Origin of the sequence: Streptomyces sp. NPDC060028, assembly GCF_042736725.1 — a bacterium.
GTDB lineage: Bacteria > Actinomycetota > Actinomycetes > Streptomycetales > Streptomycetaceae > Streptomyces.
This window is the reverse complement of the sequence record NZ_JBHWVJ010000028.1, coordinates 22986-48115: the sequence shown is the minus strand read 5'-3', so window position 1 is coordinate 48115 and position 25130 is coordinate 22986. Positions and strand designations below refer to the sequence as shown.

The window sequence follows — 25130 nt, the reverse complement described above, 5'->3', positions numbered from 1 at the left end:
CATGGTACCGAGGGCTGGTTAGGCCTACCTAAGTGCAGGCCGGCCCGGGCCAGGAGGCACATCATGTCGGCAGCCGCAGGAGTAGAGCGCGACCCCCGCCCGTCCGCCGTGTCCATGGGGGCGCTGCTCGCCGCCGGCGTGGCCGCCACCGCGGTGTCGACGCCGCCCGTGCGCGCACGCCTCGACGAGCCGGCGGATGAAGACGACACGGATCAGGCGGCCTCGGGATCCGAGGCCGCCTGAGGTCCCACGTCCGGGTGAAGTCCGCTGTGCGGTGCCGGTCAGGGCGTCAGGGGACGACGACGACCTTCGAGTTGATCGTGGCGAAGTTCCACATCGCGTCGCCGTCCGCGCGCGCCATGCGGATGCCACCGGTCTTCTTGGCCGGGTCGGGCTGCGGAATCTGGCCGTCCACCCGGGCGCTGAAGCCGACCGAGACCCCGTCCGTGCTGGCGAAGCGGACGACGTGCTCGATCGGCACCCCGTCCGAGCCGGTGACCGCGCCCGAGCGCGAGCCGACCGCGTAGGTACCCGCCTTCGGGTGCACGGTGCTCGGCGTCACCGCGAACGACTTCGGCTCCTGCCCGGCGGTGTCGCTGACCAGCCAGACCCGCTTGAGGCCCACGGAGTAGACGACGCGCACACCGGTGCCGGATCCGGCCGGCAGCGGTACCGCCTTGGCCGGCTCCTGCTTGGCGGGGGCGGGCTGGCTGGGGGCCGGGACCGGGCTCTGCGCGGCGGCCTTCGGCGGGTGCGCGGGCGCGGTGGCGGAGGCCTGGTAGCCGAGGAAGCCGACCGCTGCGATTGCCGCGGCGGTGAGCCCGGCCACGATTCCCGAGCTGCTGCGTGCCACCTTGCTCCACCTCTCCGCGCTTCCCCTGGAAACACCTGTCGGATCACCTGAGGATCACCTGCGTCGAAGGTAGCAGCCGGGTCGCCCGGACACCGGCCGCAAGGCTGCCCGCCCCCGGAGTCGTAGGCTGTTCGCGTGCTCTTGCTCGCTGTAGATACCGCCACGCCCGCCGTCACCGTCGCCCTGCACGACGGCGAGTCCGTCCTCGCCGAGTCGAACCAGGTCGACGCCCGCCGCCACGGGGAGCTCCTGCTGCCCTCCGTGGACAAGGTGCTCGCCGAGGCCGGGCTGAAGCTCGACGCCGTCACCGGCATCGTCGTCGGCGTCGGCCCCGGCCCCTACACGGGGCTGCGGGTGGGCCTCGTGACCGCCTCCACCTTCGCCGCCGTGCTCGGCGTACCCGTGCACGGACTGTGCACCCTCGACGGGCTCGCGTACGCCGCGGGCCTCGCCGGGGTCGAGGGCCCCTTCGTCGTCGCCACCGACGCGCGGCGCAAGGAGGTCTACTGGGCGCGCTACGAGGACCCGCGCACCCGGGTCGACGGGCCCTCGGTGGACCGCCCGGCCGAGATCGCCGAGCGGGTCGCCGGCCTGCCCGCCGTGGGGCAGGGCGCGCTGCTCTACCCGGACGTCTTCCCGGACGCGCGGAGCCCCGAGCACCAGTCGGCGGGGGCTCTGGCCGCTCTCGCCGCGGAGCGACTGGCGGCGGGGCAGGCCTTCGAGAACGGCGACGGTCTGCCCCCGACGCCCCTCTACCTGCGCCGGCCCGACGCCGAGGTGCCCAAGAACTACAAGGTGGTCACCCCCAAGTGACCTCCTCGCCCGTGGTCCTGCGCGAGATGCGCTGGTGGGACATCGAGCCGGTGCTGGAGCTGGAGCACGAGCTGTTCCCGGAGGACGCATGGTCGGCCGGGATGTTCTGGTCCGAGCTCGCCCACGCCCGCGGCCCGCAGGCCACCCGCCGCTACGTCGTCGCCGAGGACGCTGCCGGACGCATCGTGGGCTACGCCGGGCTGGGCGCCGCCGGCGACCTGGCCGACGTACAGACCATCGCGGCCGCCCGCGACCAGTGGGGCACCGGGCTCGGCGCCCGGCTGCTGACCGATCTGCTGCGCGCGGCCACCGCGTTCGAGTGCGCCGAGGTGCTGCTGGAGGTGCGGGTGGACAACACCCGGGCCCAGAAGCTCTACGAGCGCTTCGGCTTCGAGCCGATCGGCTTCCGGCGCGGCTACTACCAGCCCGGCAACGTCGACGCGCTCGTGATGCGCCTGTCCGACCCCGCCACTTCCCTGCCCCCGACCTTCCAACACGCCGTAAGAAGTGAGACCCATGGCTGACGAACCCCTCGTCCTCGGCATCGAGACCTCCTGCGACGAGACCGGCGTGGGCGTGGTCCGCGGTACGACCCTGCTCGCGGACGCGATCGCGTCGAGCGTGGACGAGCACGCGCGCTTCGGCGGAGTCGTGCCCGAGGTGGCTTCCCGCGCGCACCTGGAGGCGATGGTCCCGACCATCGAGCGCGCCCTGAAGGAGGCCGGGGTCAGCGCCCGCGACCTCGACGGCATCGCCGTCACCGCGGGCCCGGGGCTCGCGGGGGCGCTGCTGGTGGGCGTCTCGGCGGCCAAGGCGTACGCGTACGCGCTCGGCAAGCCGCTGTACGGGGTGAACCACCTGGCCTCGCACATCTGCGTCGACCAGCTGGAGCACGGGCCGCTGCCCGAACCGACGATGGCGCTGCTGGTGTCGGGCGGACACTCGTCGCTGCTGCTGGCGCCGGACATCACGAGTGACGTACGGCCGCTGGGCGCGACCATCGACGACGCGGCGGGCGAGGCCTTCGACAAGATCGCTCGCGTGCTTCAGCTGGGCTTCCCGGGCGGTCCGGTCATCGACCGGCTCGCGCGCGAGGGCGACCCGAAGGCGATCAACTTCCCGCGCGGGCTGACGGGGCCGCGCGACGCGGCGTACGACTTCTCCTTCTCCGGGCTCAAGACGGCGGTCGCCCGCTGGATCGAGGCGAAGCGGAAGGCCGGCGAGGAGGTGCCGGTGCGCGATGTGGCGGCGTCCTTCCAGGAGGCGGTGGTGGACGTGCTGACGCGCAAGGCGATCCGCGCGTGCAAGGACGAGGGCGTCGACCACCTGATGATCGGCGGCGGTGTGGCGGCCAACTCCCGGCTGCGCTCGCTCGCGCAGGAGCGCTGCGACGACGCGGGGATCATCCTGCGGGTGCCGCGGCCGGGGCTGTGCACGGACAACGGCGCGATGGTGGCGGCGCTGGGTGCGGAGATGGTCAAGCGGAACCGGGCGGCCTCGGACTGGGACCTGTCGGCGGACTCCTCGCTGCCGGTGACGGACCCGCATGTTCCGGGCACCGCGCATGCGCACGGCCACGATCACGATCACGATCACGATCACGGCGACGGTCATGGCCACGCGCACGACCACGACCACGTGCATGAGCTGAGCAAGGACAACCTGTACTCATGAGCACCGTCGCGCTGATGTGGGAGGCCCGGGCGGTGCCGGGCCGGGGCAACGAGCTGCTGGAGTGGGCCCGTTCGCAGGTGCTGGCCCGGGAGCCGCAGCGTCGCGAGGTGTTCCGGGCCCCGCAGGACCGGGTGCTCGTGATCACCTGGTGGCAGGCGCCCGAGGGGGTGGCGGCCGAGCTGCCCGAACTCCCCGAGCCCGCCGCCGACTTGATCACGCGGGCCGTGCACCGCTGGCGGTTCGAGTCGGTGGAGGCCGACGGAGGCTGAGCCCGCGCGGCGGCCGTCCGCCGCCCGGAGCAGGGCCTCAGGCGAATCTCGACGCCCTGCCGCTATGGTCATGCACATGCCTCGCCGTGACCTGCCGCCGCCGCCACCTCCCGCGCACCTGCGCGACTGGATGGACGAGACCGTCGTGCGGGCCGACCGGGCCCGCTTCCTGCGGGACCTCGGCCAACGCAGCCTGGGGCTGGGGCGGTTGCTGCTGCTCTGGGCCGTCTCGGCGGTCTTCGCGCTCGGCTGGTCCTTCGTCGGCATGGCCCTGATGGCCTTCGAGGAGGAGGACCCGGTCTCCTTCCTCCTCGGCCTCGTCTTCGTCGTGCTCGGGGCCGGCGTACTGGTGCCGGCCGGGTTCTGGCTCGCCTCCGGCGCCCGGCGCGACCGCCAGGTCCGCCAGCTGATGTGCGCCTGGGCGGAGTGGGACCGGGATCCGGCCGCCGACTCCCGGGTGCGCGCGCCGGGGCGGAGCCTGACCTGGCTGCTGGCCTCCTTCGTCCTGGGCGCGCTCGGGCTCTGGGTGACCTTCGGGGTCGCGGTGTCGGCGCGGCCGGGCGAGGACACGTACGGCGAGGTCGCGTACTACATGGGCCTCGGCCTGATCCTGTGGATCACGGGCCTGCTGGGGCTGGGCAAGGCGGGCGCGCACTACCGGTGGGCGCTGCGCGCCTTCCGCGGCCGCCGCCCTACGGCGTAGAGGTGGGCGCCGGGGCCGGGGCGGGCGCCGGCGAGCCGATCAGCATCGAGGGGGCCCCGGCCACCCGGGTCAGGAAGACGGTCGCGGAGTTCGGCCCCTGCGGTTTGACCTTCCTGCGCAGTTCCTCCGGCTCGATCGCGGAGCCCCGCTTCTTCACGGTCAGGATGCCGACCCCGCGCTCGCGCAGCAGGGCCTTGAGCTTCTTCAGGCCGAAGGGCAGCACGTCGGTGATCTCGTACGCCGTCGCGTACGGCGTCGCGCGCAGCTCGTCGGCGGTGACGTAGGCGATGGTCGGGTCGATCAGCCGGCCGTCGAGCTGCTCGGCGACCTCGGCGACGAGGTGGGCGCGGATGACGGCGCCGTCGGGCTCGTAGAGCCAGCGGCCCACGGGTCCGGCCTCCGGGTCGGGCAGCGGATCGGTGGTGTGCAGGGCCCGTGGGCCGGGCAGCAGGGTGGCGCGGATCTCGCCCGGCGCGGTGCCGAACCAGAGCACGGCCTCCTTGACGTCCCCCTGGTCGGAGATCCACTCGGCCTCGGCCTCCTCGGGGACGGCCTCGTGCGGGATCCCCGGGGCGATCTTGATGGCGGCGTACTTGGCGCCGCGGGCGGTCTCGACGGCCCACGACAGCGGGGGCGAGTAGCTCTCCGGGTCGAAGATCCGGCCGCGTCCGCCGCGCCGGGCCGGGTCGATGAAGACGGCGTCGTACGAGGACACGTCGACCTCGGTCACGTCCGCCTCCCGGACCTCGATCAGGTCCGCGAGCCCCAGCGCCTCGGCGTTGGCGCGCGCGACGGCCACGGTCAGCGGGTCGTGGTCCACCGCCAGCACCCGGATGCCGAGCCGGGCCAGGGCGAGGGCGTCGCCGCCGATGCCGCAGCACAGGTCCGCGAGGTTCCGTACGCCGAGGGCCGCGAGCCGCTCGGCGCGGTACGAGGCCACCGACGCGCGGGTGGCCATCTCGCCGCCGCCGGGGGTGAAGTACATCCGGAACGCGTCCTCGGCCCCGAACTTCGCCACCGCGCGCTGCCGCAGCCGGGCCTGCCCGAGCGCGGCGGAGACCAGTGCGGCGGGGTGCTCGCGGCGCAGCCGGGTGGCGAGGGCGAGCTCCTGGGCGGGGTCGTGGTCGCGGAGCGAGTCGAGGAGGGCGAGGCCCTCGGGGGTGAGGAGTGCGGCGAAGTCTTCGGGGGTCACGGGGTCCATTGTCGTCCCCTGTGGGCCACTCGGAGGAAGGTCGGATTCCGTTCGCGGTGTCGGCCCTGACGGGGGCGTGTCGGATGCCAGGATGCGCTGCTATGCAGCTAGTCGGACAAAAGGAACATAAGACGCTACAGGGTCACCGGTTCGCGGCGGGTCCGCGCGGCCGGTTCGGGGTGGCACTGGCCGCACTGCTGGTCGCCGCCCTCACGGCGGCGTGCGGCGGGCAGTCGGGGGCGCCGGACAAGGCGGCCAAGGCGAAGGGCGCCGACGCGGGCGCGGCCGGCGCGCTCGCCAACCACGCCGAGAAGATGAAGGCCGCCCGGCAGGCGCGGATCGTCGCCGCCAAGAAGTGGGGCCTGGTCAAGCCGCCGCTGATGGCCCCGGCGGCACCGAAGGCCAAGCCCGAGATCACCACCCGCGAGGGCTTCGAGGTGGAGGACCAGGAGAACCTGCCCCCGGTCTTCACCACCGTCCCGACCGAGGACAAGGTCGTCTTCCTGACGATCGACGACGGTGCGGAGAAGGACCCCGAGTTCCTGAAGATGATGCAGGAACTGAAGATCCCGTACACGGCGTTCCTCAGCGACTACCTCGTACGGGACAACTACCCGTACTTCAAGCAGATGCAGGCCGCCGGCGTCACCCTGAACAACCACACCCTCAACCACCGGTACATGCCGGCGCTCTCGTACGAGAAGCAGCGCCAGGAGATCTGCGGCCAGCAGGACACCATCCAGAAGGAGTTCGGCAAGCGGCCGACGCTCTTCCGGCCGCCGTACGGGAACTACAACGAGGACACGCTGCGCGCGGCCAAGTCCTGCGGCATCAAGGCCGTGCCCCTGTGGAACGAGGAGGCCTTCCCGAACCGCATGGACTGGCGGGAATGGGACCGCGATCTGCACGCCGGTGACATCATCCTCACGCACTTCCGGGGGCGGGAGGACTGGAAGGGCACCATGCCTGACATGATCCGGCATGTCATGAAGACCGTCACGGACAAGGGGTATGCCGTGGCCCGCTTGGAGGACTACTTGTGAGGTACGCGCGCCGGTTGGTAGCCGGAACGCTGGCGGCCGGCGCGATCGCGCTGTCCCTGTCGGGGTGCGGGGACAGCGTCGAACCAACCGAGAGGCTGGGCCGCAAGACGGCCGAGGAGAAGCCGGCTTCGCCGTCCCCCTCGGCGCCGGCCTCGTCCTCGGCGGCGACTGCGGCTGACGAGGCGTACAAGAAGTGGGGGCTGACCGGCCCCGTTCAGTACGCGCCCAAGCCTGCCGTCAAACCCCAGCTTCCGCCGGGCAAGCCGGGCAAGGTCCCGGTGACGGACCGAATACCCGTGCCGGGCGGGGAGAAAACAGTCTTCCTGACCTTCGACGACGGCGCCGAGAAGAACCCCGAGTTCCTGAAGATGGCGGCCGATCTGAAGCTGCCGATCAGCATGTTCCTGACGGACAACATCGCTTCGTCGGACTACGGCCACTTCGAGAAGCTCCGCGACAACGGCTCCGGCAGCACGATAAACAACCACACCCTGACGCACCCGAACCTCCGGACCCTGCCCTTCGCGGCGCAGAAGAAGGAGATATGCGGCCAGCAGGAACGCCTGGAGAAGCGCTTCGGCACGAAGCCGCAGTGGTTCCGCCCGCCGTACGGCAACTACAACGACGACACCCTCAAGGCCGCCGCCGAGTGCGGCATATCGCACCTGGTCCTGTGGCGCGTGTCGATGCAGATCAACAACTTCCAGTACGCCGAGGGCTCCGCCCTCAAACCGGGCGACATCATCCTGGCCCACTTCCGCGGCCCCGCCGAGCTCAAGGGCGCGACGGAGATCGAGATGACGACGCGCATGCTCCAGCGGATCCAGGAGCAGGGGTACAAGATCGGGCGGCTGGAGGACTACCTCTAGTACTGCGACCAGTACTGCGACCGGATGGCCATCGCGGTGACGTCTCACCACCACGATCCCCGGGCCACGGCATTAGCATCCCGGGATGCGCTACCTGGACGCACGAGACGTTGACAAGGCCGTGGCCGAGATGGCGCGGGTACTCGGCGCGCACGACACGGCGGACTGGTCGGTTCCGGCGGGTTCGCTGGAGTGGAGCTGCTGGACGACGGCCGCCCACATCGCGCACGACCTCCTGGCCTACGCCGGGCAGGTGGCGGCTCGCCCCACCGACGCGTACCTCCCCTTCGACCTGGCCGTCCGCCCAGGCACCGCCCCGCATGAGGTGCTCCAGGTGGTGACCGCCTGCGCAGGGCTGCTCGGCAGCGCTCTGGACGCGGCCGATCCGGGGCTGCGGGCCTGGCACTGGGGGCCGTGCGACCGGGCGGGTTTCGCGGCCATGGGCGTCGCCGAGGTTCTCCTGCACACCTACGACATCACCCAGGGGCTGGGCGTGCCCTGGCTGCCACCGGCGCCGTTGGCCGCGGCGGTGCTCCACCGTCTCTTCCCCGACGCCCCGCCCGGCGACCCGACCCAGGTCCTGCTTTGGTGCACCGGCCGGGGTGAGCTGGACGGCCGCCCCCGTCGTACCTCGTGGAACTGGCAGGCAGCAGTGCCCAACTGACCGGGCGGGCACCCCTCAGACCGTCACCGCCGGCGTGATCGTCGTTTCCACCGGGTCCCGTGCGTCCGCCTCGCGTTGGCGTTCGGCGCTGTCGCTGATGCGCAGGAGCAGGGCGATCATGATCCAGTTGGCCAGCAGGGACGAGCCGCCCTTCGCCAGGAAGGGCAGGGCCTTGCCCGTCAGGGGGATCAGGCCCGTCACGCCGCCCGCCACCACGAAGACCTGGAGGGCCAGCGCCGAAGCCAGGCCCACCGCCAGGAGTTTGCCGAAGGGGTCGCGGGCGCCGAGTGCCATCCGCAGGCCCCGCTGCACGAGGAGCGCGTACAGGAGCAGGACGGCCATGACCCCGGCCAGGCCGAGCTCTTCGCCGACCGTGGTCAGGATGAAGTCGCTGCGCCCCGCGAACGCGATCAGCTCGGGGTGGCCCACGCCGAGGCCCGTACCGGAGATGCCGCCGGTGCCGAAGCTGAACAGCGCCTGCGCCGACTGGTCCGAGGTGACCCCCGGCGGACGGTCCTTCCAGTAGTACGACAGCGGCTCCAGCCAGGCGGCCACGCGGGCCTTGACGTGCGGTTCGGTCGAGCCGACCGCGAAGGCGCCCACCGCCGCCATGAACACGCCGAAGACCACCCAGCTGGTGCGCTCGGTCGCGACGTACAGCATCACCACGAAGACGCCGAAGAAGATCAGCGAGGTGCCGAGGTCGCGCTCGAAGACCAGCACGAGCATCGAGACGATCCACACCGTGACGATCGGGCCGAGCTGGCGCATCGGGGGCAGCCGCATGCCCATGAACTTCCGGCCGGTCAGGGCCAGCGAGTCCCGGTGGACGACCAGATAGCCGGCGAAGAAGACCGCGATCGTCAGCTTCACGAACTCGCCGGGCTGGAAGGAGAGCGCGCCGAGTTTGATCCAGCGCTTGGCGCCGTACGCGTCCGCGCCGAAGAGCGCGGGCGCGATCAGCAGCACCAGCGAGACGGCCATCGTGATGTAGATGAACCGCTGCAGCAGCCGGTGGTCACGCAGCAGCGCCACCACCACGATGCAGGCGGCGACCCCGACCACCGTCCACAGCAACTGCCCCGGCGCGTTCGCCACCGACCCGTACCGCTCGATGTACCCCTGGTCGAGGCGGTGCAGCAGCACCAGCCCGAGCGAGGTCAGCAGCATGGCCAGGGGGAAGATCAACGGATCCGCGTACGCCGCGAACCGGCGGATGCCCAGGTGACCCACCAGCGCCAGCAGCGCCAGGCTCACCGTGAAGCCGGCAAGGTTGGGCGGCAGCGCGTTGTTCATCGCCAGGCCCGCGGCGACATGGCCGAAAACGGCTATGGCGACGACGAAGACCAGCAGCAGTGCTTCGGTACGGCGGCGGGCGCCCGACGCCGTCTCGGGCCTCAGTCCACGCACGGGATGCCGCCGCCGTCAATCGCGGGGCTCGGCTTGCCCGCGGGCGCGGGCGCGGGCGGTGCGGTCGTCCCCGGGGCGGCCTTCCCCGGTGTGGTCGTCCCAGGTGAGGAGGGAGCGGCGCCCGGTGCGCTCGGGCTCGCAGTGCCCTTGGGTCCTATCTGCTCGGCAATGAGGCGCTTTATCTTCATATCGTCTACGACGTTTATCTCGGCGCCATGGTTCCTCGCGAACCCCTCGATGGGCAGTGTCGTGAAGTCCACATTGCCCCCGGACAGGTTCTTCGCCTGCTTGATGAAGGACAGCAGATCCCATCCCTTGTCGGTCACCACGTCCTCCTTCGCCGTGTTGACCAGCTTGAGCAGCTTCACCGGATCCGCGAAGGTCCCGGCCTGGTTCAGCTTGTACGTCGCCCCCGCCAGGAAGGCCTGCTGGCGCTTCGTCCGGTCCAGGTCGCCCATGGTCAGACCGTGCCGCTGCCGTACGAAGGCCAGTGCCTGCGCGCCGTCGAGGGTCTGCTTGCCGGCCGGGAAGTCGGCCCCCGAGAACGAGTCCTTCGTCGCCTTGTTCAGGCACACCGGTACGCCGTCCAGGGCGCCCGCCAGGTGGTAGAAACCGGCCAGGTTCAGCTCGGCGAAGTGGTCGATCGGGACGCCCAGGAAATTGCGCACCGTCTCGATCTCGGCCCTGCGCCCCGCCTCGCGGCCCTCGTGTTCCAGCTCCTGCTTGTCCTTGACCCCCTGGGCGGTGAGCTGGTCCTCGCGCTTGGCCTTGGCCAGCCCGTACGCCTCCTTGATCTTGCTCTTCCCGGTGAACCCGGGCACGCCGTACAGCGTCACGAAGTTGTCGCGCGGCACCGAGAAGGCCTTCGCCTTGCCGCCGTCGCCGGGGACGTGCAGGAGGATCAGGGTGTTCGTGTTGTACCCGCCGACGGCCGAGCTGTTGCCGGCGTGCAGCTTCTCGAGGATCTCCTTCGGCAGGTCCTCGCCGTTCTGGCCGCGGCGGCTGTCCAGGCCCATCAGCAGGATGTTCGTATCGCCGTGCTTCGACTTCTCGGCGCCCTCCAGCGCCTTGGAGCTGCCGATGCTGGAGACGAGGTCCTTGTACACGTACCAGGCGCCGCCGCCCGCCATCACGGTCAGCGCGCACCCGGTGATCAGCAGCGTGCGCATGAGCCTGCGGCGGCGTGTCGGCGGCTTGCGGCGGCTGGTCTTCCTCCGTTGCGCAGTCATGCCTGTCGATGCTGGGGGCGTGGGGCTGAAGGAGACCTGAAAGTCCTGAATCCGCCTTCAGGTCCGCGCACGCCCCGGCAGGCGCAGCACCATCCGCGCGCCCCCGGCGGGCGCCGGCAGCGCCCGTACGTCGCCCCCGTGCGCCCGCGCGATCTCCCGGGCGATGGCCAGGCCCAGCCCGCTCCCGCCGCTGGCCCGGCCCCGGTCCGCGTCCAGCCGCACGAACCGCTCGAAGACCCGGCCCCGGTCGTCCTGCGGGATGCCCGGGCCGTCGTCCACGACCTCCAGCACCGCCCAGCCGTCCTCGGCGGCGGCCCGTACGACCACCTCCGCACGGGCGTACCGCAGGGCGTTGTCCACCAGGTTGGCCAGCGCCCGCTCCAGCCGCGCCGGATCCCCGGCCACCGGTACGGGCGCCCGCGCGTCCAGCCGCAGCGCGACCCGGGGGTGCGGGCGCCGCGCCGCGTCCTCGGCGGCCAGCAGCGCGAGGTCCACCGGCTCGGTGCGCGGCGCCGGACCGCCGTCGAGCCGGGCCAGCAGCAGCAGGTCCGCCGCGATGCGCTGGAGCCGCTCGGTGTCGGCCAGCGCGGCCGCCACCGACTCCCGGTCGGGGCGGTCCATGGCCAGCGCCACCTCCAGCCGGGACCGGACGGCCGCGAGGGGGTTGCGCAGCTCGTGCGAGGCATCGGCGGTGAACTGCCGCTGCCGGGCGTCGCTGCGCTCCAGCCGGTCGAGCGTGTTGTTGACCGTGCGGGCCAGCTGTGCGATCTCGTCGGCGCCGCCCGGGTCCGGAACCCGCCGGTCCAGCTCGCTCGCGGTGACCGCCGCCAGCTCGGTGCGGATCGCGGTGACGGGGCGCAGCGCGTGCCCGGCCACCCACCAGGCCAGGGCCGCCGCGAAGGCGATCAGCGGGGGCGAGCCCGCGAGCAGCCCGACGGCGACGGCCCGGGTCGCGTCGTCGACGTCGCCGAGCACCGTCATGGCGTACACGAAGTGCGGGTCGTGCGCCCCCGGCGGGCCGGGCGACTCGACCACGACCACCACGCGCCGTTCCGCGCCGGGGCGCGCGGCAGGCAGCACCGCCGAGCGGGAGTCCTGCCCGGGCCCGGGGCGCAGCTCCCCGAGGTCGGGGGAGTCCTTGGGCGCGCCCGCCGTGCTGTTGACGGTGCGGCCCTGCCCGTCCCGTACGAGGACCAGGTCCACCCCGCTCTCGGGCGCGGGCAGCCGGGCGCCGGGCGGGAGGGCGCGGGTGTCGAGCTGGGCGGCGACCTTGCGGGCGGCGAGCTCGGTGCGGCCGGTGGTGTTCTCCAGCAGGTTGGCCCGCAGCAGGGCGTGGAGCCACAGCCCGCCTGCGGCCAGGACGGCGGCCATCGCGAGGGCGGCGGCCGCGGCGGCGCGGGCGCGGACGGTCCTAACCACCGTCGGGCGCCATCCGGTAGCCGGTGCCGTGGACGGTGAGGATGGAGCGGCGGCCGAAGGGGGCGTCGATCTTCTTGCGGAGCGAGGAGACGTAGACCTCGACGATGTTCGGGTCGATGCCGTGCGGGGTGTCCCAGACCACGTCGAGGATGTCCTGCTTGGCGACGGCCCGGCCGGGCTGCTCCATCAGGCAGGCGAGGACGCCGAGCTCGCGGGCGGTCAGCTCGATCTCCTGCGCGCCGCGGCGGCAGCGGCGCCCCTGGGGGTCGAGGACGAGGTCGCCGGCCTGGAGGGTGGCGCCGCGGTCGGGGGCGCCGGCGCGGCGGGCGAGTGCGCGCAGGCGCGCGGCGAGGACGACGAAGGAGAACGGCTTGGTGAGGTAGTCGTCGGCGCCGGAGTCCAGGCCTTCGGCCTCGTCGTACTCGCCGTCCTTGGCGGTCAGCATCAGGACGGGGGTGGGGTCGCCCTGGGCGCGCATGCGGGTGCAGATCTCGTAGCCGGTGAGGCCGGGGAGCATCAGGTCGAGGAGGACGACGTCGTACCCGGCGCCGCCGCCCGTGGCTCCGCCGGCGAGGGCGAGTTCCAGGCCGCGGTGGCCGTCGTGGGCGACCTCGACCCAGTGCCCCTCGGCGGACAGGCCGCGCCGCAGGGATTCGGCGAGGCCGACTTCGTCTTCGACCACGAGGATGCGCATCGCTCCAGCGTCACATATCGGACGCGTCCCCTGCCTTCGCCCCGATCGGCGGGGCCGGAAGCGGCGCCGGTCCGGCGGCGGTCCGGCGCCGGGCGAGGGCGTCACGGGTGGCCGCGGTCAGGGCCCAGGCCGGGAAGGCGAAGCCTGCCAGGCCCAGGCCCATGGGGGCCAGCGAGCCGGCTATGCCCGGGCGTACGGCCTTGTCGGCCGACGGGCCGCTGACCCGGGAGGCGACCGGTCCGGTCGGCGGGGTGTCGAACGGGGTCTCGGCCTCGATCCGGCGGATCGTGAACGATCCGTCGGACGCGGTGAAGGACCCCTCGCACGCCGCCTGCCGGTCCCCGTGCGAGGCCGTCTCCCACGTGCACCGCTCCGCGCGGAAGGTGCCCTCCACCCCCGACAGCTGGGTCACGAGCCGCGGTACGGCCAACGAGAACGCGTAGATCCCGCAGGCGAGGCCGACGGCGATCGGAATGGCGTGCACCCAGCGCACACCGGAGTTTTTCCTGGTCATGGGGCGGACAGTAGCGCCCACGAACCGCCCGCGCGCGCGGATTTGCGCGGGCCGCGGGGCTCGCTCCGCGCAACGCCGACGGTCGTGAATTGGCACTCCGCTTGACCGAGTGCTAATCGCCGGAATAGTCTCGCGTCTGGCACTCGCCCCTGGTGAGTGCCAACACAGCGACAGGCAGATCCGGCACCCGCGACGACGGATCGACCTGGTCGCCACCTCAGACAGTTGACCCCGGATCTCCGAAGGGGGAGGTCGGATCGTGACGACCACCAGCTCCAAGGTTGCCATCAAGCCGCTTGAGGACCGCATTGTGGTCCAGCCGCTCGACGCCGAGCAGACCACGGCCTCTGGCCTGGTCATCCCGGACACCGCGAAGGAGAAGCCCCAGGAGGGCGTCGTCCTCGCGGTGGGCCCGGGTCGCTTCGAGGACGGCCAGCGTCTCCCGCTGGACGTCACCGTCGGCGACGTCGTGCTCTACAGCAAGTACGGCGGCACCGAAGTGAAGTACAACGGCGAGGAATACCTCGTCCTCTCGGCCCGCGACGTGCTCGCGATCGTCGAGAAGTAAGTCACTTCTGCAGTTTTGTTTTGAGCTACGCCCCTGGTCACCCCTGCTGATGCCGGGCGGCGAGGGGCGTAGTTCGTTCTAGGCGGTCGCGGTGAGCGGCCGGGGATCGCAACGAGAGGGCTGAACCGCTCCCATGCCGAAGATTCTCAAGTTTGACGAGGACGCCCGTCGCGCCCTCGAGCGCGGCGTCAACAAGCTTGCCGACACGGTCAAGGTGACGATCGGCCCCAAGGGCCGCAACGTCGTCATCGACAAGAAGTTCGGCGCACCCACCATCACCAACGACGGTGTCACCATCGCCCGCGAGGTCGAGCTGGACGACCCGTACGAGAACCTTGGCGCTCAGCTCGTGAAGGAGGTGGCGACCAAGACCAACGACATCGCGGGTGACGGCACCACCACCGCCACCGTGCTGGCCCAGGCGCTGGTCCGCGAGGGTCTGCGCAACGTCGCCGCGGGTGCTTCCCCGGCCGCCCTGAAGAAGGGCATCGACGCCGCGGTCAAGGCCGTGTCCGAGGAGCTCCTCGCGACCGCCCGCCCGATCGAGGACAAGTCCGACATCGCCGCCGTCGCCGCGCTCTCCGCGCAGGACCAGCAGATCGGCGAGCTCATCGCCGAGGCGATGGACAAGGTCGGCAAGGACGGTGTCATCACCGTCGAGGAGTCCAACACCTTCGGCGTGGAGCTGGAGTTCACCGAGGGCATGGCCTTCGACAAGGGCTACCTCTCCCCGTACATGGTCTCCGACCAGGAGCGTATGGAGGCCGTCCTCGACGACCCGTACATCCTGATCAACCAGGGCAAGATCTCCTCGATCCAGGACCTCCTGCCGCTGCTGGAGAAGGTCATCCAGGCCGGCGGCACCAAGCCGCTCCTGATCATCGCCGAGGACGTCGAGGGCGAGGCGCTCTCCACCCTCGTCGTCAACAAGATCCGCGGCACGTTCAACGCGGTGGCCGTCAAGGCCCCCGGCTTCGGTGACCGCCGCAAGGCGATGCTCCAGGACATGGCCACCCTCACCGGTGCCACCGTCATCGCCGAGGAGGTCGGCCTCAAGCTCGACCAGGCCGGTCTGGACGTGCTGGGCACCGCGCGCCGCGTGACCATCACCAAGGACGGCACCACCATCGTCGACGGTGGCGGCAACTCCGAGGACCTGGTCGGCCGCGTCAACCAGATCAAGGCCGAGATCGAGTCCACGGACTCGGACTGGGACCGCGAGAAGCTGCAGGAGCGCCTGGCGAAGCTCGCCGGCGGCGTCTGCGTCATCAAGGTCGGCGCCGCCACCGAGGTGGAGCTCAAGGAGCGCAAGCACCGCCTCGAGGACGCCATCTCGGCGACCCGCGCCGCGGTCGAGGAGGGCATCGTCTCCGGCGGTGGCTCCGCGCTCGTCCACGCCGTCAAGGTCCTCGAGGGCAACCTCGGCCTGACCGGCGACGAGGCCACCGGTGTCGCGGTCGTGCGCCGCGCCGCCGTCGAGCCGCTGCGCTGGATCGCCGAGAACGCCGGTCTCGAGGGTTACGTCATCACCGCGAAGGTCGCCGAGCTCGACAAGGGCCAGGGCTTCAACGCCGCCACCGGCGAGTACGGCGACCTGGTCAAGGCCGGCGTCATCGACCCGGTCAAGGTCACCCGCTCCGCGCTGGAGAACGCCGCTTCCATCGCCTCCCTGCTGCTCACGACCGAGACCCTGGTCGTCGAGAAGCCGGCCGAGGACGAGGGCGACGCCGGTCACGGCCACGGCCACGGTCACAGCCACTGATCGCGTACCGCACTGGGGAAGGCCCCGTTCCGCATCTGCGGAACGGGGCCTTCCCGTGTGTGAGGGCTACATCGCGCCCAGTTGACGCATCAGGCCCATGGCGTCGTAGTGCCACCAGCCTTCCTTGATCATTCCGTCCTCACACCGGAAGACCGTCGTGCCGGTCATCGTGCAGGTCTTGCCGGTCGGGGCGATGCCCATGAACTCGCCCTTGTGCTTGCCGGTCCAGGTCCACAGGGTGGTGACGTAGTCGTCCTGTGCCATCTGGGCGTCCCGCTTGAAGTTGAAGTCGAAGCCGGACCGCCACCCCTCCACGTCCTCGCGGATGCCCGCGCGGCCGAGCTTGTCCTCGGGGTTGCCGATGTCGTGATCGCGGTAGTCCTCCGCGAAGATCTCCTCGATGACGGACATGTCGCCCTTCATCGCGACGTCCTCGTACATCCGGTTCACGAGCAGGGTGTTGAGGTTCTCGTCCCGGACGACGTCCAGGTTGGTGAAGCTGGGCATCCCGTCGCAGAGGGCCATCATCTCTTGGAACATCTTGTCCGTTTCCGGGAGATGGGAGTTCTTCATGGCGTCTTCGTACGAGGGGAATTCGACCAAGTCCATGTAGTGGTTCTCGTCGTCGCGGTCCTGGCCCACGATGCTGTGGGTAACGGTGCGCTTGCCCTGGCTCTGCGAGACATACCGGTCGAGCAGCTCGTTGAGGGCGTCCTGCTGACTGGTCTTGTAATCGATTATCTGTACGAATGTCATGGCGGTCTCCCGGGCTGGATGCGGACATGTCCATTTTAGGGAGATTTCACCCACTTGGCCGATCGGGCGGCGCGTTACTGAGGCCCGTACTTGCGGCCCGTACGCGAGGACACCCCGCCCAGCAGCCCGCGCGGCGTCAGCTTCACCACGCCCATCAGCGCCTTGTACCGGGGATCCGGGATCGACACCGTCTTCCCGCGCGCCAGATCGGCCAGCGCCGCCGCCACCAGCTTGTCGGCGTCCAGCCACAGCCAGCCGGGGATGTTGTCCGTTCCCATACCCGCCCGCTGGTGGAACTCGGTGCGCACGAAGCCCGGGCACAGCGCCATCAGCCGCACCCCGGACCCGGCCAGGTCCTTCGCCGCACCTTGCGTGAACTGCACGACCCACGCCTTGCTCGCCCCGTACGTACCGCGCGGTACGAAGGCGGCCACCGACGCCACGTTGATCACGCCGCCGCGCCCGCGCGAACGCATGGACCCGGTGGCCGCCGAGGTCAGCCGCAGCACGGCCTCGATGTGCACCTTCAGCATGGTCAGCTCGTCGGCCATGGAGACTTCCAGGTACCGGCCCTTGTTGCCGAAGCCCGCGTTGTTGACCAGCAGGTCCACCGGGTGCGTGCGGTCGCCGAGGCGCGCCTCGACCGCCGCGATGCCCTCGTCGGTGGAGAGGTCGGCGGCCAGCACCTCGGCCTCGATGCCGTGCCGGTCGTGCAGTTCGGTGGCCTGCTCACCGAGCCGCTTGGTGTCGCGGGCCACCAGCACGAGGTTGTGGCCCTGGGCGGCGAGCCGCCGGGCGAAGGCGGCGCCGATGCCCGCCGTGGATCCCGTAATCAACGCAGTCGTCATACGCGCAACCTAGCTGCCCCGGGTGACGGCCCCGCGCGGTGTCCCGCCACCGGCCCCGTCGGGTGGCTGCTTCCCGTCCGGCGCACCGTACTTCTCCACGTACGTCCGTACGATCTCGTGCCCCTCCGGCTCCATCGCCGCGCCCGCCGCCAGCGTGCGCGGGAGCAGTGCGCGCTCGGTGGTGAAGGCCCGGAACCAGAACCCCACCGTCACCTCGTGGTCCGGACGGTGGATCACCTCGATGGTGTCGCCGGGGGTGATCGACCCCTCCTCGATGACCCGCAGGTACGCGCCCGGGCGGGCGGCCCGCGTGTACCGCTTGACCCACGCCTTCTCGCCGACCGCGCCCTGGAAGGTCCGGCAGGGGATGCGGGCCGAGGCCACCTCCAGGACCAGGTCCCCGCCGATGCGCCAGCGTTCGCCGAGCAGCGCGCCGTTCACGTCGAGGCCCGAGGTGGTGAGGTTCTCGCCGAAGATCCCGCCGGGCAGGTCGCGTTCCAGCTCGCGCTCCCACCAGTCCAGGTCCTCGCGGGCGTACGCGTACACGGCCTGGTGGTCGCCGCCGTGGTGGCGCAGGTCGCAGACGTCGTCGCCCTCGACACCGCTCGCCGCGATGCCCTTGGGGCCCGGGGCGAAGACGCGGACCGGGCCGGGCGCGGGGCGCTTGCCGATACCCGTCAGTCCGCCCTTGGCGTCGGTGTGCTCGGACGGGGTCGCGCGGCCGACGTTGACGGAGATGAGGTGCGTGGAGGGCATGGAGGGCATGGAGGGCACGGATGGCATCGGTGGCATGGTCCGACGCTAACCCAGCCGCCTCAAAGTGGCACTGGAGTATTCGCTCCCCGGTCAAAGCAGGCCTTATGCTCAGAGGGTGATCGAGGCACGTCATCTCCGGGTTCTGCGCGCTGTCGCCGGGACCGGGTCCTTCTCCGCCGCCGCCCGCGAGCTCGGCTGCACCCAGCCCGCCGTCTCCCAGCAGATGAAGGCGCTGGAGCAGTCGGCCGGCACCCCGCTGCTCATCCGCACCGGACGCGAGATGCGGCTCACCCAGGCCGGTGAGGCGCTGGTCCGGCATGCCGCCGGGATCCTCGCGGGGCTCACCGCCGCGGAGGAGGAGGTCGCGGCCATCGCCGGGCTGCGCGCGGGCCGGGTGCGGCTGGTGTCCTTCCCCAGCGGCAGTTCCACCCTCGTGCCGACCGCGCTGGCGGCGATGCGCGCCGCGCACCCGGGCACCCGGATCTCGCTGGTCGAGGCGGAGCCGCCGCGTTCGGTGGAGATGCTGCGCGAGGGCGACTGTGACGTGGCGCTGGCCTTCCGGTACGGCGGGGACGGTGACGGACGGGGCTCCGCGGCCGAGTGGGAGGACCTCGTGGTCCGGCCGCTGCTGACCGACCGGCTCGTCGGCTTGGTCCCCGAGGGCCACCGGCTGGCCGGGGCCGGGCGGGTGGGCATGGCGGAGCTGGCGGACGAGCCCTGGATCGCGGGCTGCCCGCGGTGCCGCCGCCACCTGGTGGAGGTGTGCGAGGGGGCGGGCTTCACCCCGCGCATCGACTTCGCCACCGACGACTACCCGGCCGTGGTCGGGCTGGTCGGCGCCGGGCTCGGGGTCGCGGTGCTGCCGGAGCTGGCGGTGGAGTCCGTACGGGCCAAGGGCGTGAGCACCCTGGTGGTGGAGCCGGCCGTGGAGCGCGAGGTGGTCGCGCTGACCCTGCCCGACCTGGCCCGGGTGCCGGCCGTGGCCGCGACCGTGGCCGAGCTGGAGCGGGCCGCGACGCGCTGAAGCCGACCGGCGGCCCGCCGCACGGGCGGGCTCGCCGGGCGCCACGCCGGGCGAGGTGCGCCCGTACGAGTGAGGCGTACGGGTGATGCGTACGGCCGGAGCGGGTGCGAGCGCCGGGGCGGGCCGCCACGCGGGAGACCGTACGGCGGTACGGCCGATCGGGTGGCGCCCCGGGCCCGGGACGCGCGACGACGGGGAGAAACGTTCCTTCGGACGTTTCGGCGGCGGCTACTGCGGAGCGATCGGTCCGATCGCAGTCGACGCGGGGATCAGGCGGTGCCGGGCGCGGCCCATCAGCTCTTCGCGCTCGTCCTCGGTGAGGCCGCCCCACACCCCGTAGGGCTCGCGGACGGCGAGTGCGTGCGCGGCGCATTCCGAACGCACCGGGCAACGCATGCAGACCTCTTTAGCCGAGGCCTCGCGCGCGCTCCTGGCCGCACCCCGCTCGCCTTCCGGGTGGAAGAAGAGGGAGCTGTCGACCCCGCGGCAGGCAGCCAGCAGCTGCCAGTCCCAGAGGTCGGCGTTCGGTCCGGGGAGGCGGGAGAAATCTGCCATTGGTAGTCCTCTTGGTGCCGGTACTGAGGCGGATACGGTCCATGTCTCCACACCTACTGTCGGAGTAGATGTAAATATGACTCATTGGGAATCTAGCCTCAGACACATGCCAAACGGAAGAAAAGCCGCCAAATAGGGCATAGCTCCAGATGGAGGACACCTGCCGAGCGCGGCATCTGCGCCGTGATCGCTTCCTCACGTAGAGTGCCGAAGGTGTCCGTCCGACCCGTAACTCTTTCGAGTGACCATCGTTGAGAGAGCGAGTGCGGTTGAACCAAGAAGTTCTCGGACAGGTGTCCGGGGGCATCGATCGCACAGGTGACGATACGTACCAGCCTGGAGGCTCAAGGTGACGCGCATCAGCAGCTGCGGAGGGCGGTCATGACATCCGTCCTCGTCTGCGACGACTCCCCGCTTGCCCGAGAGGCGCTCCGTCGCGCGGTTGCCACCGTGCCCGGCGTCGAGCGTGTGACGACGGCTGCCAACGGCGAGGAAGTCCTCCGCCGCTGGGGTGCCGACCGCTCCGACCTGATTCTGATGGATGTACGGATGCCCGGACTCGGCGGTGTGGAGACGGTTCGCCGGCTGCTCTCGGCCGACCCCGGCGCCCGCATCATCATGCTGACGGTCGCCGAGGACCTGGACGGCGTGGCCCTCGCGGTCGCCGCCGGCGCCCGGGGCTATCTGCACAAAGACGCCTCGCGCGCCGAACTGCGGGCCACGGTCACCCAGGCCCTCGCCGACCCGACCTGGCGGCTGGCCCCGCGCCGGCTGCGCTCGGCCGAGATGGGCGCCGCGCCCACGCTCACCGCGCGCGAGATCCAGGTGCTGGAGGGCATGAGCCACGGCCGGTCCAATGCGGAGATCGGGCGCGAGCTCTTCCTCTCCGAGGACACCGTCAAGACGCACGCCCGCCGGCTCTTCAAGAAGCTGGGCGCCTCGGACCGCGCGCACGCGGTGGCGCTCGGGTTCCGCTGGGGCCTGGTCCGCTGAGGGTCCGCTGATCCGGGGCCCGTCCGCCCCGGCCCCGTCGTCCCCCTCCGCTGATCACCGGCCGCCCGGAGCAGTCCCGTCCGCCATCGGCGGGCGGGGCGGCGAGCTGGTGCCGTACTCGGGTCCGCCCGGTGTCGCCCGGCGGTCCTGTCGTACCCGGTGCGCACCCGGGATCGGCGGGGCACAATCCAAGGGGCGTGTCGCTTCGTGCGCGATGCCGCATCCTTGAGGGTGTGGCGACAGTTCGGCCGAGCGGGAGGGGAGGGCGCAGACGATGAGTACCGGCGCACCCGCTCCGCATAACGCTTCGATGCACAACACGGGCCGCAGTGCCGCGAATGCTCCGGCGCCAAGGCACCATGGATTGATGCGCGACGACGAGGCCCTGGGGTCACCCGCGGCCACAGGCCCCACCGGCGCCGCCAAAGGCGGCAGTGCCGGGGCTGTCAGCGCGCTCGTACGCCGTGCGGTGGACGGCGACGAGCAGGCCACGCACGACCTGCTCGCCTTCGTGCACCCCCTCGCCATCCGCTATTGCCGTACGCGGCTGTCGCGACTTCCGGGTGATGCTCGTCACTTCGTCGAGGACCTGGCGCAGGAAGTCTGCGTCGCCGTCCTGATGGCCCTGCCGCGCTACCGCGACACCGGGCGCCCCTTCGAGGCCTTCGTCTTCGCCATCGCCGCGCACAAGGTCGCGGACCTGCAGCGGGCCGCCATGCGGCATCCGGGCAGTACGGCCGTGCCCTCCGACGAGATGCCCGAGCGGCCCGACGACTCGCTGGGGCCGGAGGAGCGGGCGCTGCTGAGCAGTGACGCCGCGTGGGCCAAGAAGCTGCTGGCCAACCTGCCGGAGAACCAGCGCGAACTCCTCGTACTGCGGGTGGCCGTCGGGCTGACCGCCGAGGAGACCGGGCAGATGCTCGGGATGTCGCCCGGGGCGGTGCGAGTGGCCCAGCACCGGGCTCTCAGCCGGCTCCGCGCGCTCGCCGAGCAGTAGGCTCGACGCAGGGAGTGTCGTAGAGCGTCGTAGGAAACTACGAAACTTCCGGTTGACCTTGGTCGTGGAATGAGACGCTTCGGGATCCCGTTAGCATGGACATCCGCGCTGAGCAAGACCATTTGGGAAGGTGTCATGACTGACAGCGGTTCGACTGGAGTGCCCGACAAATTCGCCACGCTCGGACTGACCTACGACGACGTGCTGCTGCTGCCGGGCGCGTCGGACATGTCGCCTGACGCCATCGACACCTCCTCCCTCATCTCGCGCAACGTCCGTGTGAACGTTCCGCTGCTCTCCGCCGCCATGGACAAGGTCACCGAGGCCCGCATGGCCATCGCGATGGCCCGCCAGGGCGGCGTCGGCGTCCTGCACCGCAACCTCTCCATCGCCGACCAGGCCAACCAGGTCGACCTGGTCAAGCGCTCCGAGTCCGGCATGGTCACCGACCCGATCACGGTGCACCCCGACGCGACGCTGCGCGAGGCCGACGAGCTCTGCGCGAAGTTCCGCATCTCCGGCGTCCCGGTCACCGACCCGGCCGGCAAGCTGCTCGGCATCGTCACCAACCGCGACATGGCCTTCGAGTCGGACCGCAGCCGCCAGGTGCGCGAGGTCATGACCCCGATGCCGCTGGTCACCGGCAAGGTCGGCATCACGGGCGTGGACGCCATGGAGCTGCTGCGCCGGCACAAGATCGAGAAGCTTCCGCTGGTCGACGACGCGGGCATCCTCAAGGGCCTCATCACGGTCAAGGACTTCGTCAAGGCCGAGAAGTACCCCAACGCCGCCAAGGACAAGGACGGCCGGCTGCTCGTCGGCGCGGCCGTCGGCGTCGCCGGCGACGCGTACGAGCGCGCCCAGGCCCTGATCGAGGCGGGCGCCGACTTCATCGTCGTCGACACCGCCCACGGCCACTCCCGCCTGGTCGGCGACATGGTCGCCAAGATCAAGTCGAACTCCACGGTGGACGTCATCGGCGGCAACGTCGCCACCCGCGACGGCGCCCAGGCGCTCATCGACGCCGGCTGCGACGGCATCAAGGTCGGCGTCGGCCCCGGCTCCATCTGCACCACCCGCGTCGTCGCCGGCATCGGCGTCCCGCAGGTCACCGCCATCTACGAGGCCGCGCTGGCGGCCAAGGCCGCAGGCGTCCCGGTCATCGGCGACGGCGGCCTGCAGTACTCCGGCGACATCGCCAAGGCCCTGGTCGCGGGCGCCGACACGGTGATGCTCGGCTCGCTGCTCGCGGGCTGCGAGGAGTCCCCGGGCGAGCTGCTCTTCATCAACGGCAAGCAGTTCAAGTCGTACCGCGGCATGGGCTCGCTCGGCGCGATGCAGTCCCGCGGCGACCAGCGCTCCTACTCCAAGGACCGCTACTTCCAGGAGGGCGTGGGCGGCGACGACAAGCTCATCCCCGAGGGCATCGAGGGCCAGGTGCCCTACCGCGGCCCGCTCTCCGCGGTCGTGCACCAGCTCATCGGCGGCCTGCGGCAGTCGATGTTCTACGTCGGCGGCCGCACGGTGCCGGAGCTCCAGGACCGCGGCCGGTTCGTCCGGATCACCTCCGCGGGCCTCAAGGAGAGCCACCCGCACGACATCCAGATGACCGTCGAGGCCCCGAACTACTCCCGCAAGGGCTGAACGGTGTGATCGTATGAAGGGGCGGGTCCGCTTCGGGCCCGCCCCTTCGCCGTGCCCGCGCGTGCGTCCGTACAGCGGTCACCGGAACGCGAGCCGCCGGGGTTCGGGGATACTGGACGGGCAGACCCAGAGGAAAGGCCACCACACGTGACTGAGATCGAGATCGGGCGCGGCAAGCGCGGCCGCAGGGCGTACGCGTTCGATGACATCGCCATCGTCCCCAGCCGCCGCACGCGAGACCCGAAGGAGGTCTCGATCGCCTGGCAGATCGACGCCTACCGCTTCGAGCTCCCGTTCCTGGCCGCCCCCATGGACTCGGTCGTCTCCCCGCAGACCGCCATCCGCATCGGCGAGCTCGGCGGCCTCGGCGTGCTGAACCTCGAAGGCCTGTGGACCCGGTACGAGGACCCGCAGCCGCTGCTCGACGAGATCGCGGAGCTGGAGGAGGAGTCCGCCACCCGTCGGCTCCAGGAGATCTACGCCGCCCCGATCCAGGCGGACCTGATCCGCCAGCGGATCAAGGAGGTGCGCGACGCCGGCGTCGTCACCGCCGCGGCGCTCTCCCCGCAGCGCACCGCCGAGTTCTCCAAGGCCGTCGTGGACGCGGGCGTGGACATCTTCGTGATCCGCGGCACCACCGTGTCGGCCGAGCACGTCTCCGGCGCCGCCGAGCCGCTGAACCTCAAGCAGTTCATCTACGAGCTCGACGTCCCGGTCATCGTCGGCGGCTGCGCCACCTACACCGCGGCCCTGCACCTGATGCGCACCGGCGCCGCGGGTGTCCTGGTCGGCTTCGGCGGCGGCGCCGCGCACACCACGCGCAACGTCCTCGGCATCCAGGTCCCGATGGCCACCGCAGTCGCGGACGTGGCCGCGGCCCGCCGCGACTACATGGACGAGTCCGGCGGCCGCTACGTGCACGTCATCGCCGACGGCGGCGTGGGCTGGTCCGGCGACATCCCCAAGGCCGTCGCCTGCGGCGCGGACGCCGTGATGATGGGCTCCCCGCTGGCCCGTGCCACCGACGCGCCCGGCAAGGGCAACCACTGGGGCATGGAGGCCGTCCACGAGGACGTGCCGCGCGGCAAGAAGGTCGACCTCGGCACGGTCGGCACCACCGAGGAGATCCTCACCGGCCCGTCGCACATCCCGGACGGCTCGATGAACATCTTCGGCGCGCTGCGCCGCTCGATGGCCACCACCGGCTACAGCGAGCTCAAGGAGTTCCAGCGGGTCGAGGTCACGATCGCGGACTCGCAGCACAGCCGCTGACCGTCCGTCCGAACGCGCGTACGCCGGAGGGCCGGCACCCACTCGGGGTGCCGGCCCTCCGGCGTAGCGGCGCAGGTACTCGGCGCAGGGACCCAGCGCAGAGCCTGCGGGGCCTGTCGCGGCGAGCTGCGGCTCAGGCTGCGATCTTGCGGGCGGTCTGGAAGGCCGTGTAGCCGCCGATGGCGAGGAAGAGGAAGGTGAGCGGGTCCGAGTCTTCCTTCCAGGCGTCGAAGAGCAGCGAGACGCCGAGGTTCAGCACGTCGAGGGTGCCCACGCCGAGTTCGTCCGCGCCGATCATGGCGATGCCGAGGATCTGACCCGCGAGGACGGCGACCAGGGAGAGCAGGGCGCCGACGACCGGCAGGAGCGGGTTGCGGCCGCCCAGCTTGCCCGCGGCGAAGCCGATCACGAAGCCGACACCGACGGCGGCGTAGCCGATCTGGTACTTCGTGGCACCGATGATCGCGCCGTAGATGCCGGCGGTGACCAGGGCCGCGACGACGGCGGCGACGAGGCCGAGGCCGATGTTGCCGGCGCGGGCGGGGGCCGGGGCCGCGGGGGCCTCGGTGTAGGAGCTGGGCGCGGGCGGCTGGAAGTTCTGGCTCATGT

General features: G+C 71.5%; 28 protein-coding genes. 16 read left to right on the top strand and 12 right to left on the bottom strand.

Going from position 1 to position 25130, the window contains the following annotated elements; genetic code table 11:
- The first annotated feature begins 63 nt into the window (after positions 1-63).
- Positions 64-243, top strand: a complete 180-nt coding sequence (locus tag ACFWBF_RS16315; RefSeq protein ID WP_385601453.1) for a hypothetical protein — start codon at positions 64-66, stop codon at positions 241-243.
- A 46-nt stretch (positions 244-289) separates the two neighbouring features.
- On the opposite strand, the gene ACFWBF_RS16310 is transcribed toward ACFWBF_RS16315, so the two are convergent.
- Entirely contained in the window at positions 290-853 is a 564-nt protein-coding gene (locus tag ACFWBF_RS16310; RefSeq protein WP_385601450.1) for a hypothetical protein, read from the bottom strand.
- 135 nt (positions 854-988) lie between these two features.
- Here ACFWBF_RS16310 and tsaB point away from each other — a divergent pair, with 135 nt between their 5' ends.
- From tsaB to ACFWBF_RS16285, 5 genes are all read left to right on the top strand, one after another.
- Positions 989-1666, top strand: coding sequence for a tRNA (adenosine(37)-N6)-threonylcarbamoyltransferase complex dimerization subunit type 1 TsaB (tsaB, locus tag ACFWBF_RS16305; protein WP_385601447.1), 678 nt, complete (start codon positions 989-991; stop codon positions 1664-1666).
- 26 nt (positions 1667-1692) lie between these two features.
- Positions 1693-2190: a ribosomal protein S18-alanine N-acetyltransferase gene (gene rimI, locus ACFWBF_RS16300; protein WP_385601526.1), complete on the top strand. Its 498-nt coding sequence runs from the start codon at positions 1693-1695 to the stop codon at positions 2188-2190.
- Complete coding sequence (gene tsaD / locus ACFWBF_RS16295) at positions 2183-3340, top strand: tRNA (adenosine(37)-N6)-threonylcarbamoyltransferase complex transferase subunit TsaD (protein WP_385601443.1); 1158 nt, start codon at positions 2183-2185, stop codon at positions 3338-3340. The genes rimI and tsaD overlap by 8 nt, the downstream gene beginning before the upstream one ends.
- Positions 3337-3609 carry a hypothetical protein gene (locus ACFWBF_RS16290; RefSeq protein WP_385601440.1) on the top strand — a complete coding sequence of 91 codons (273 nt, stop codon included), beginning with the start codon at positions 3337-3339 and terminating at the stop codon, positions 3607-3609. The genes tsaD and ACFWBF_RS16290 overlap by 4 nt, the downstream gene beginning before the upstream one ends.
- Positions 3610-3685: 76 nt before the next feature.
- A complete protein-coding gene (locus tag ACFWBF_RS16285; protein ID WP_385601437.1) occupies positions 3686-4312 on the top strand; it encodes a hypothetical protein in 627 nt (208 codons plus the stop codon).
- Here ACFWBF_RS16285 and ACFWBF_RS16280 read toward each other — a convergent pair.
- Complete coding sequence (locus ACFWBF_RS16280) at positions 4302-5513, bottom strand: methyltransferase domain-containing protein (protein WP_385601434.1); 1212 nt, start codon at positions 5511-5513, stop codon at positions 4302-4304. The two genes, ACFWBF_RS16285 and ACFWBF_RS16280, sit on opposite strands and share 11 nt — an antisense overlap.
- 170 nt (positions 5514-5683) lie before the next feature.
- Here ACFWBF_RS16280 and ACFWBF_RS16275 point away from each other — a divergent pair, with 170 nt between their 5' ends.
- The 3 genes from ACFWBF_RS16275 (at position 5684) to ACFWBF_RS16265 (ending at position 8080) form a co-directional block, all read left to right on the top strand.
- A complete protein-coding gene (locus tag ACFWBF_RS16275; RefSeq protein ID WP_385601431.1) occupies positions 5684-6547 on the top strand; it encodes a polysaccharide deacetylase family protein in 864 nt (287 codons plus the stop codon).
- 14 nt (positions 6548-6561) lie between these two features.
- On the top strand, positions 6562-7416 hold the full coding sequence (locus tag ACFWBF_RS16270; RefSeq protein ID WP_385601427.1) for a polysaccharide deacetylase family protein: 855 nt from the start codon (positions 6562-6564) through the stop codon (positions 7414-7416).
- A gap of 85 nt (positions 7417-7501) precedes the next feature.
- Complete coding sequence (locus tag ACFWBF_RS16265; RefSeq protein WP_385601424.1) at positions 7502-8080, top strand: maleylpyruvate isomerase N-terminal domain-containing protein; 579 nt, start codon at positions 7502-7504, stop codon at positions 8078-8080.
- Positions 8081-8095: 15 nt separating this feature from the next.
- Here the strand turns inward: ACFWBF_RS16265 and ACFWBF_RS16260 are convergent, their stop codons facing one another.
- From ACFWBF_RS16260 to ACFWBF_RS16240, 5 genes are read right to left on the bottom strand one after another with little or no spacing between them, the layout of a single operon-like run.
- Complete coding sequence (locus tag ACFWBF_RS16260; protein WP_385601421.1) at positions 8096-9490, bottom strand: FtsW/RodA/SpoVE family cell cycle protein; 1395 nt, start codon at positions 9488-9490, stop codon at positions 8096-8098.
- On the bottom strand, positions 9478-10719 hold the full coding sequence (locus ACFWBF_RS16255; protein WP_385601417.1) for an LCP family protein: 1242 nt from the start codon (positions 10717-10719) through the stop codon (positions 9478-9480). The genes ACFWBF_RS16260 and ACFWBF_RS16255 overlap by 13 nt, the downstream gene beginning before the upstream one ends.
- A gap of 57 nt (positions 10720-10776) precedes the next feature.
- The gene (locus tag ACFWBF_RS16250; protein ID WP_385601414.1) at positions 10777-12138 is read right to left on the bottom strand and encodes a sensor histidine kinase; all 1362 of its coding nucleotides are present in this window, start codon (positions 12136-12138) and stop codon (positions 10777-10779) included.
- Positions 12131-12832, bottom strand: a complete 702-nt coding sequence (locus tag ACFWBF_RS16245) for a response regulator transcription factor (protein ID WP_385601411.1) — start codon at positions 12830-12832, stop codon at positions 12131-12133. Before ACFWBF_RS16245 ends, ACFWBF_RS16250 begins: the two co-directional genes overlap by 8 nt.
- Positions 12833-12842: 10 nt before the next feature.
- Positions 12843-13346, bottom strand: a complete 504-nt coding sequence (locus ACFWBF_RS16240) for a hypothetical protein (RefSeq protein WP_385601408.1) — start codon at positions 13344-13346, stop codon at positions 12843-12845.
- A 259-nt stretch (positions 13347-13605) separates the two neighbouring features.
- On the opposite strand from ACFWBF_RS16240, the gene groES reads away from it, so the two are divergent.
- Together groES and groL are read left to right on the top strand one after the other, a co-directional pair.
- Positions 13606-13914, top strand: coding sequence for a co-chaperone GroES (gene groES, locus ACFWBF_RS16235; RefSeq protein WP_008739621.1), 309 nt, complete (start codon positions 13606-13608; stop codon positions 13912-13914).
- A 133-nt stretch (positions 13915-14047) separates the two neighbouring features.
- Positions 14048-15676 carry a chaperonin GroEL gene (groL, locus tag ACFWBF_RS16230; RefSeq protein WP_385601405.1) on the top strand — a complete coding sequence of 543 codons (1629 nt, stop codon included), beginning with the start codon at positions 14048-14050 and terminating at the stop codon, positions 15674-15676.
- A 66-nt stretch (positions 15677-15742) separates the two neighbouring features.
- Here groL and ACFWBF_RS16225 read toward each other — a convergent pair whose 3' ends face one another.
- The 3 genes from ACFWBF_RS16225 to ACFWBF_RS16215 all read right to left on the bottom strand — a co-directional run bounded on the left by ACFWBF_RS16225 (position 15743) and on the right by ACFWBF_RS16215 (position 18063).
- On the bottom strand, positions 15743-16432 hold the full coding sequence (locus tag ACFWBF_RS16225) for an ester cyclase (RefSeq protein ID WP_385601402.1): 690 nt from the start codon (positions 16430-16432) through the stop codon (positions 15743-15745).
- A gap of 74 nt (positions 16433-16506) precedes the next feature.
- On the bottom strand, positions 16507-17280 hold the full coding sequence (locus tag ACFWBF_RS16220; protein WP_385601399.1) for an SDR family NAD(P)-dependent oxidoreductase: 774 nt from the start codon (positions 17278-17280) through the stop codon (positions 16507-16509).
- Positions 17281-17289: 9 nt separating this feature from the next.
- Positions 17290-18063, bottom strand: a complete 774-nt coding sequence (locus ACFWBF_RS16215) for an MOSC domain-containing protein (RefSeq protein ID WP_385601396.1) — start codon at positions 18061-18063, stop codon at positions 17290-17292.
- An 88-nt stretch (positions 18064-18151) separates the two neighbouring features.
- On the opposite strand from ACFWBF_RS16215, the gene ACFWBF_RS16210 reads away from it, so the two are divergent.
- The gene (locus ACFWBF_RS16210; protein WP_385601391.1) at positions 18152-19060 is read left to right on the top strand and encodes a LysR family transcriptional regulator; all 909 of its coding nucleotides are present in this window, start codon (positions 18152-18154) and stop codon (positions 19058-19060) included.
- A 228-nt stretch (positions 19061-19288) separates the two neighbouring features.
- Here the strand turns inward: ACFWBF_RS16210 and ACFWBF_RS16205 are convergent, their stop codons facing one another.
- A complete protein-coding gene (locus ACFWBF_RS16205) occupies positions 19289-19615 on the bottom strand; it encodes a WhiB family transcriptional regulator (protein ID WP_385601388.1) in 327 nt (108 codons plus the stop codon).
- A 381-nt stretch (positions 19616-19996) separates the two neighbouring features.
- On the opposite strand from ACFWBF_RS16205, the gene ACFWBF_RS16200 reads away from it, so the two are divergent.
- The 4 genes from ACFWBF_RS16200 (at position 19997) to ACFWBF_RS16185 (ending at position 24521) form a co-directional block, all read left to right on the top strand.
- Positions 19997-20608 (top strand): response regulator transcription factor, encoded by a 612-nt coding sequence (locus tag ACFWBF_RS16200; protein WP_003948568.1) that lies wholly within the window; start codon positions 19997-19999, stop codon positions 20606-20608.
- Positions 20609-20975: 367 nt separating this feature from the next.
- On the top strand, positions 20976-21605 hold the full coding sequence (locus ACFWBF_RS16195; RefSeq protein WP_356870938.1) for a sigma-70 family RNA polymerase sigma factor: 630 nt from the start codon (positions 20976-20978) through the stop codon (positions 21603-21605).
- A 135-nt stretch (positions 21606-21740) separates the two neighbouring features.
- Positions 21741-23249 carry an IMP dehydrogenase gene (gene guaB / locus ACFWBF_RS16190; RefSeq protein ID WP_385601385.1) on the top strand — a complete coding sequence of 503 codons (1509 nt, stop codon included), beginning with the start codon at positions 21741-21743 and terminating at the stop codon, positions 23247-23249.
- 147 nt (positions 23250-23396) lie between these two features.
- Positions 23397-24521, top strand: coding sequence for a GuaB3 family IMP dehydrogenase-related protein (locus tag ACFWBF_RS16185; protein WP_385601381.1), 1125 nt, complete (start codon positions 23397-23399; stop codon positions 24519-24521).
- Between the two features lie 133 nt (positions 24522-24654).
- On the opposite strand, the gene ACFWBF_RS16180 is transcribed toward ACFWBF_RS16185, so the two are convergent.
- On the bottom strand, positions 24655-25128 hold the full coding sequence (locus tag ACFWBF_RS16180; protein WP_385601378.1) for a hypothetical protein: 474 nt from the start codon (positions 25126-25128) through the stop codon (positions 24655-24657).
- Positions 25129-25130 lie beyond the last annotated feature (2 nt).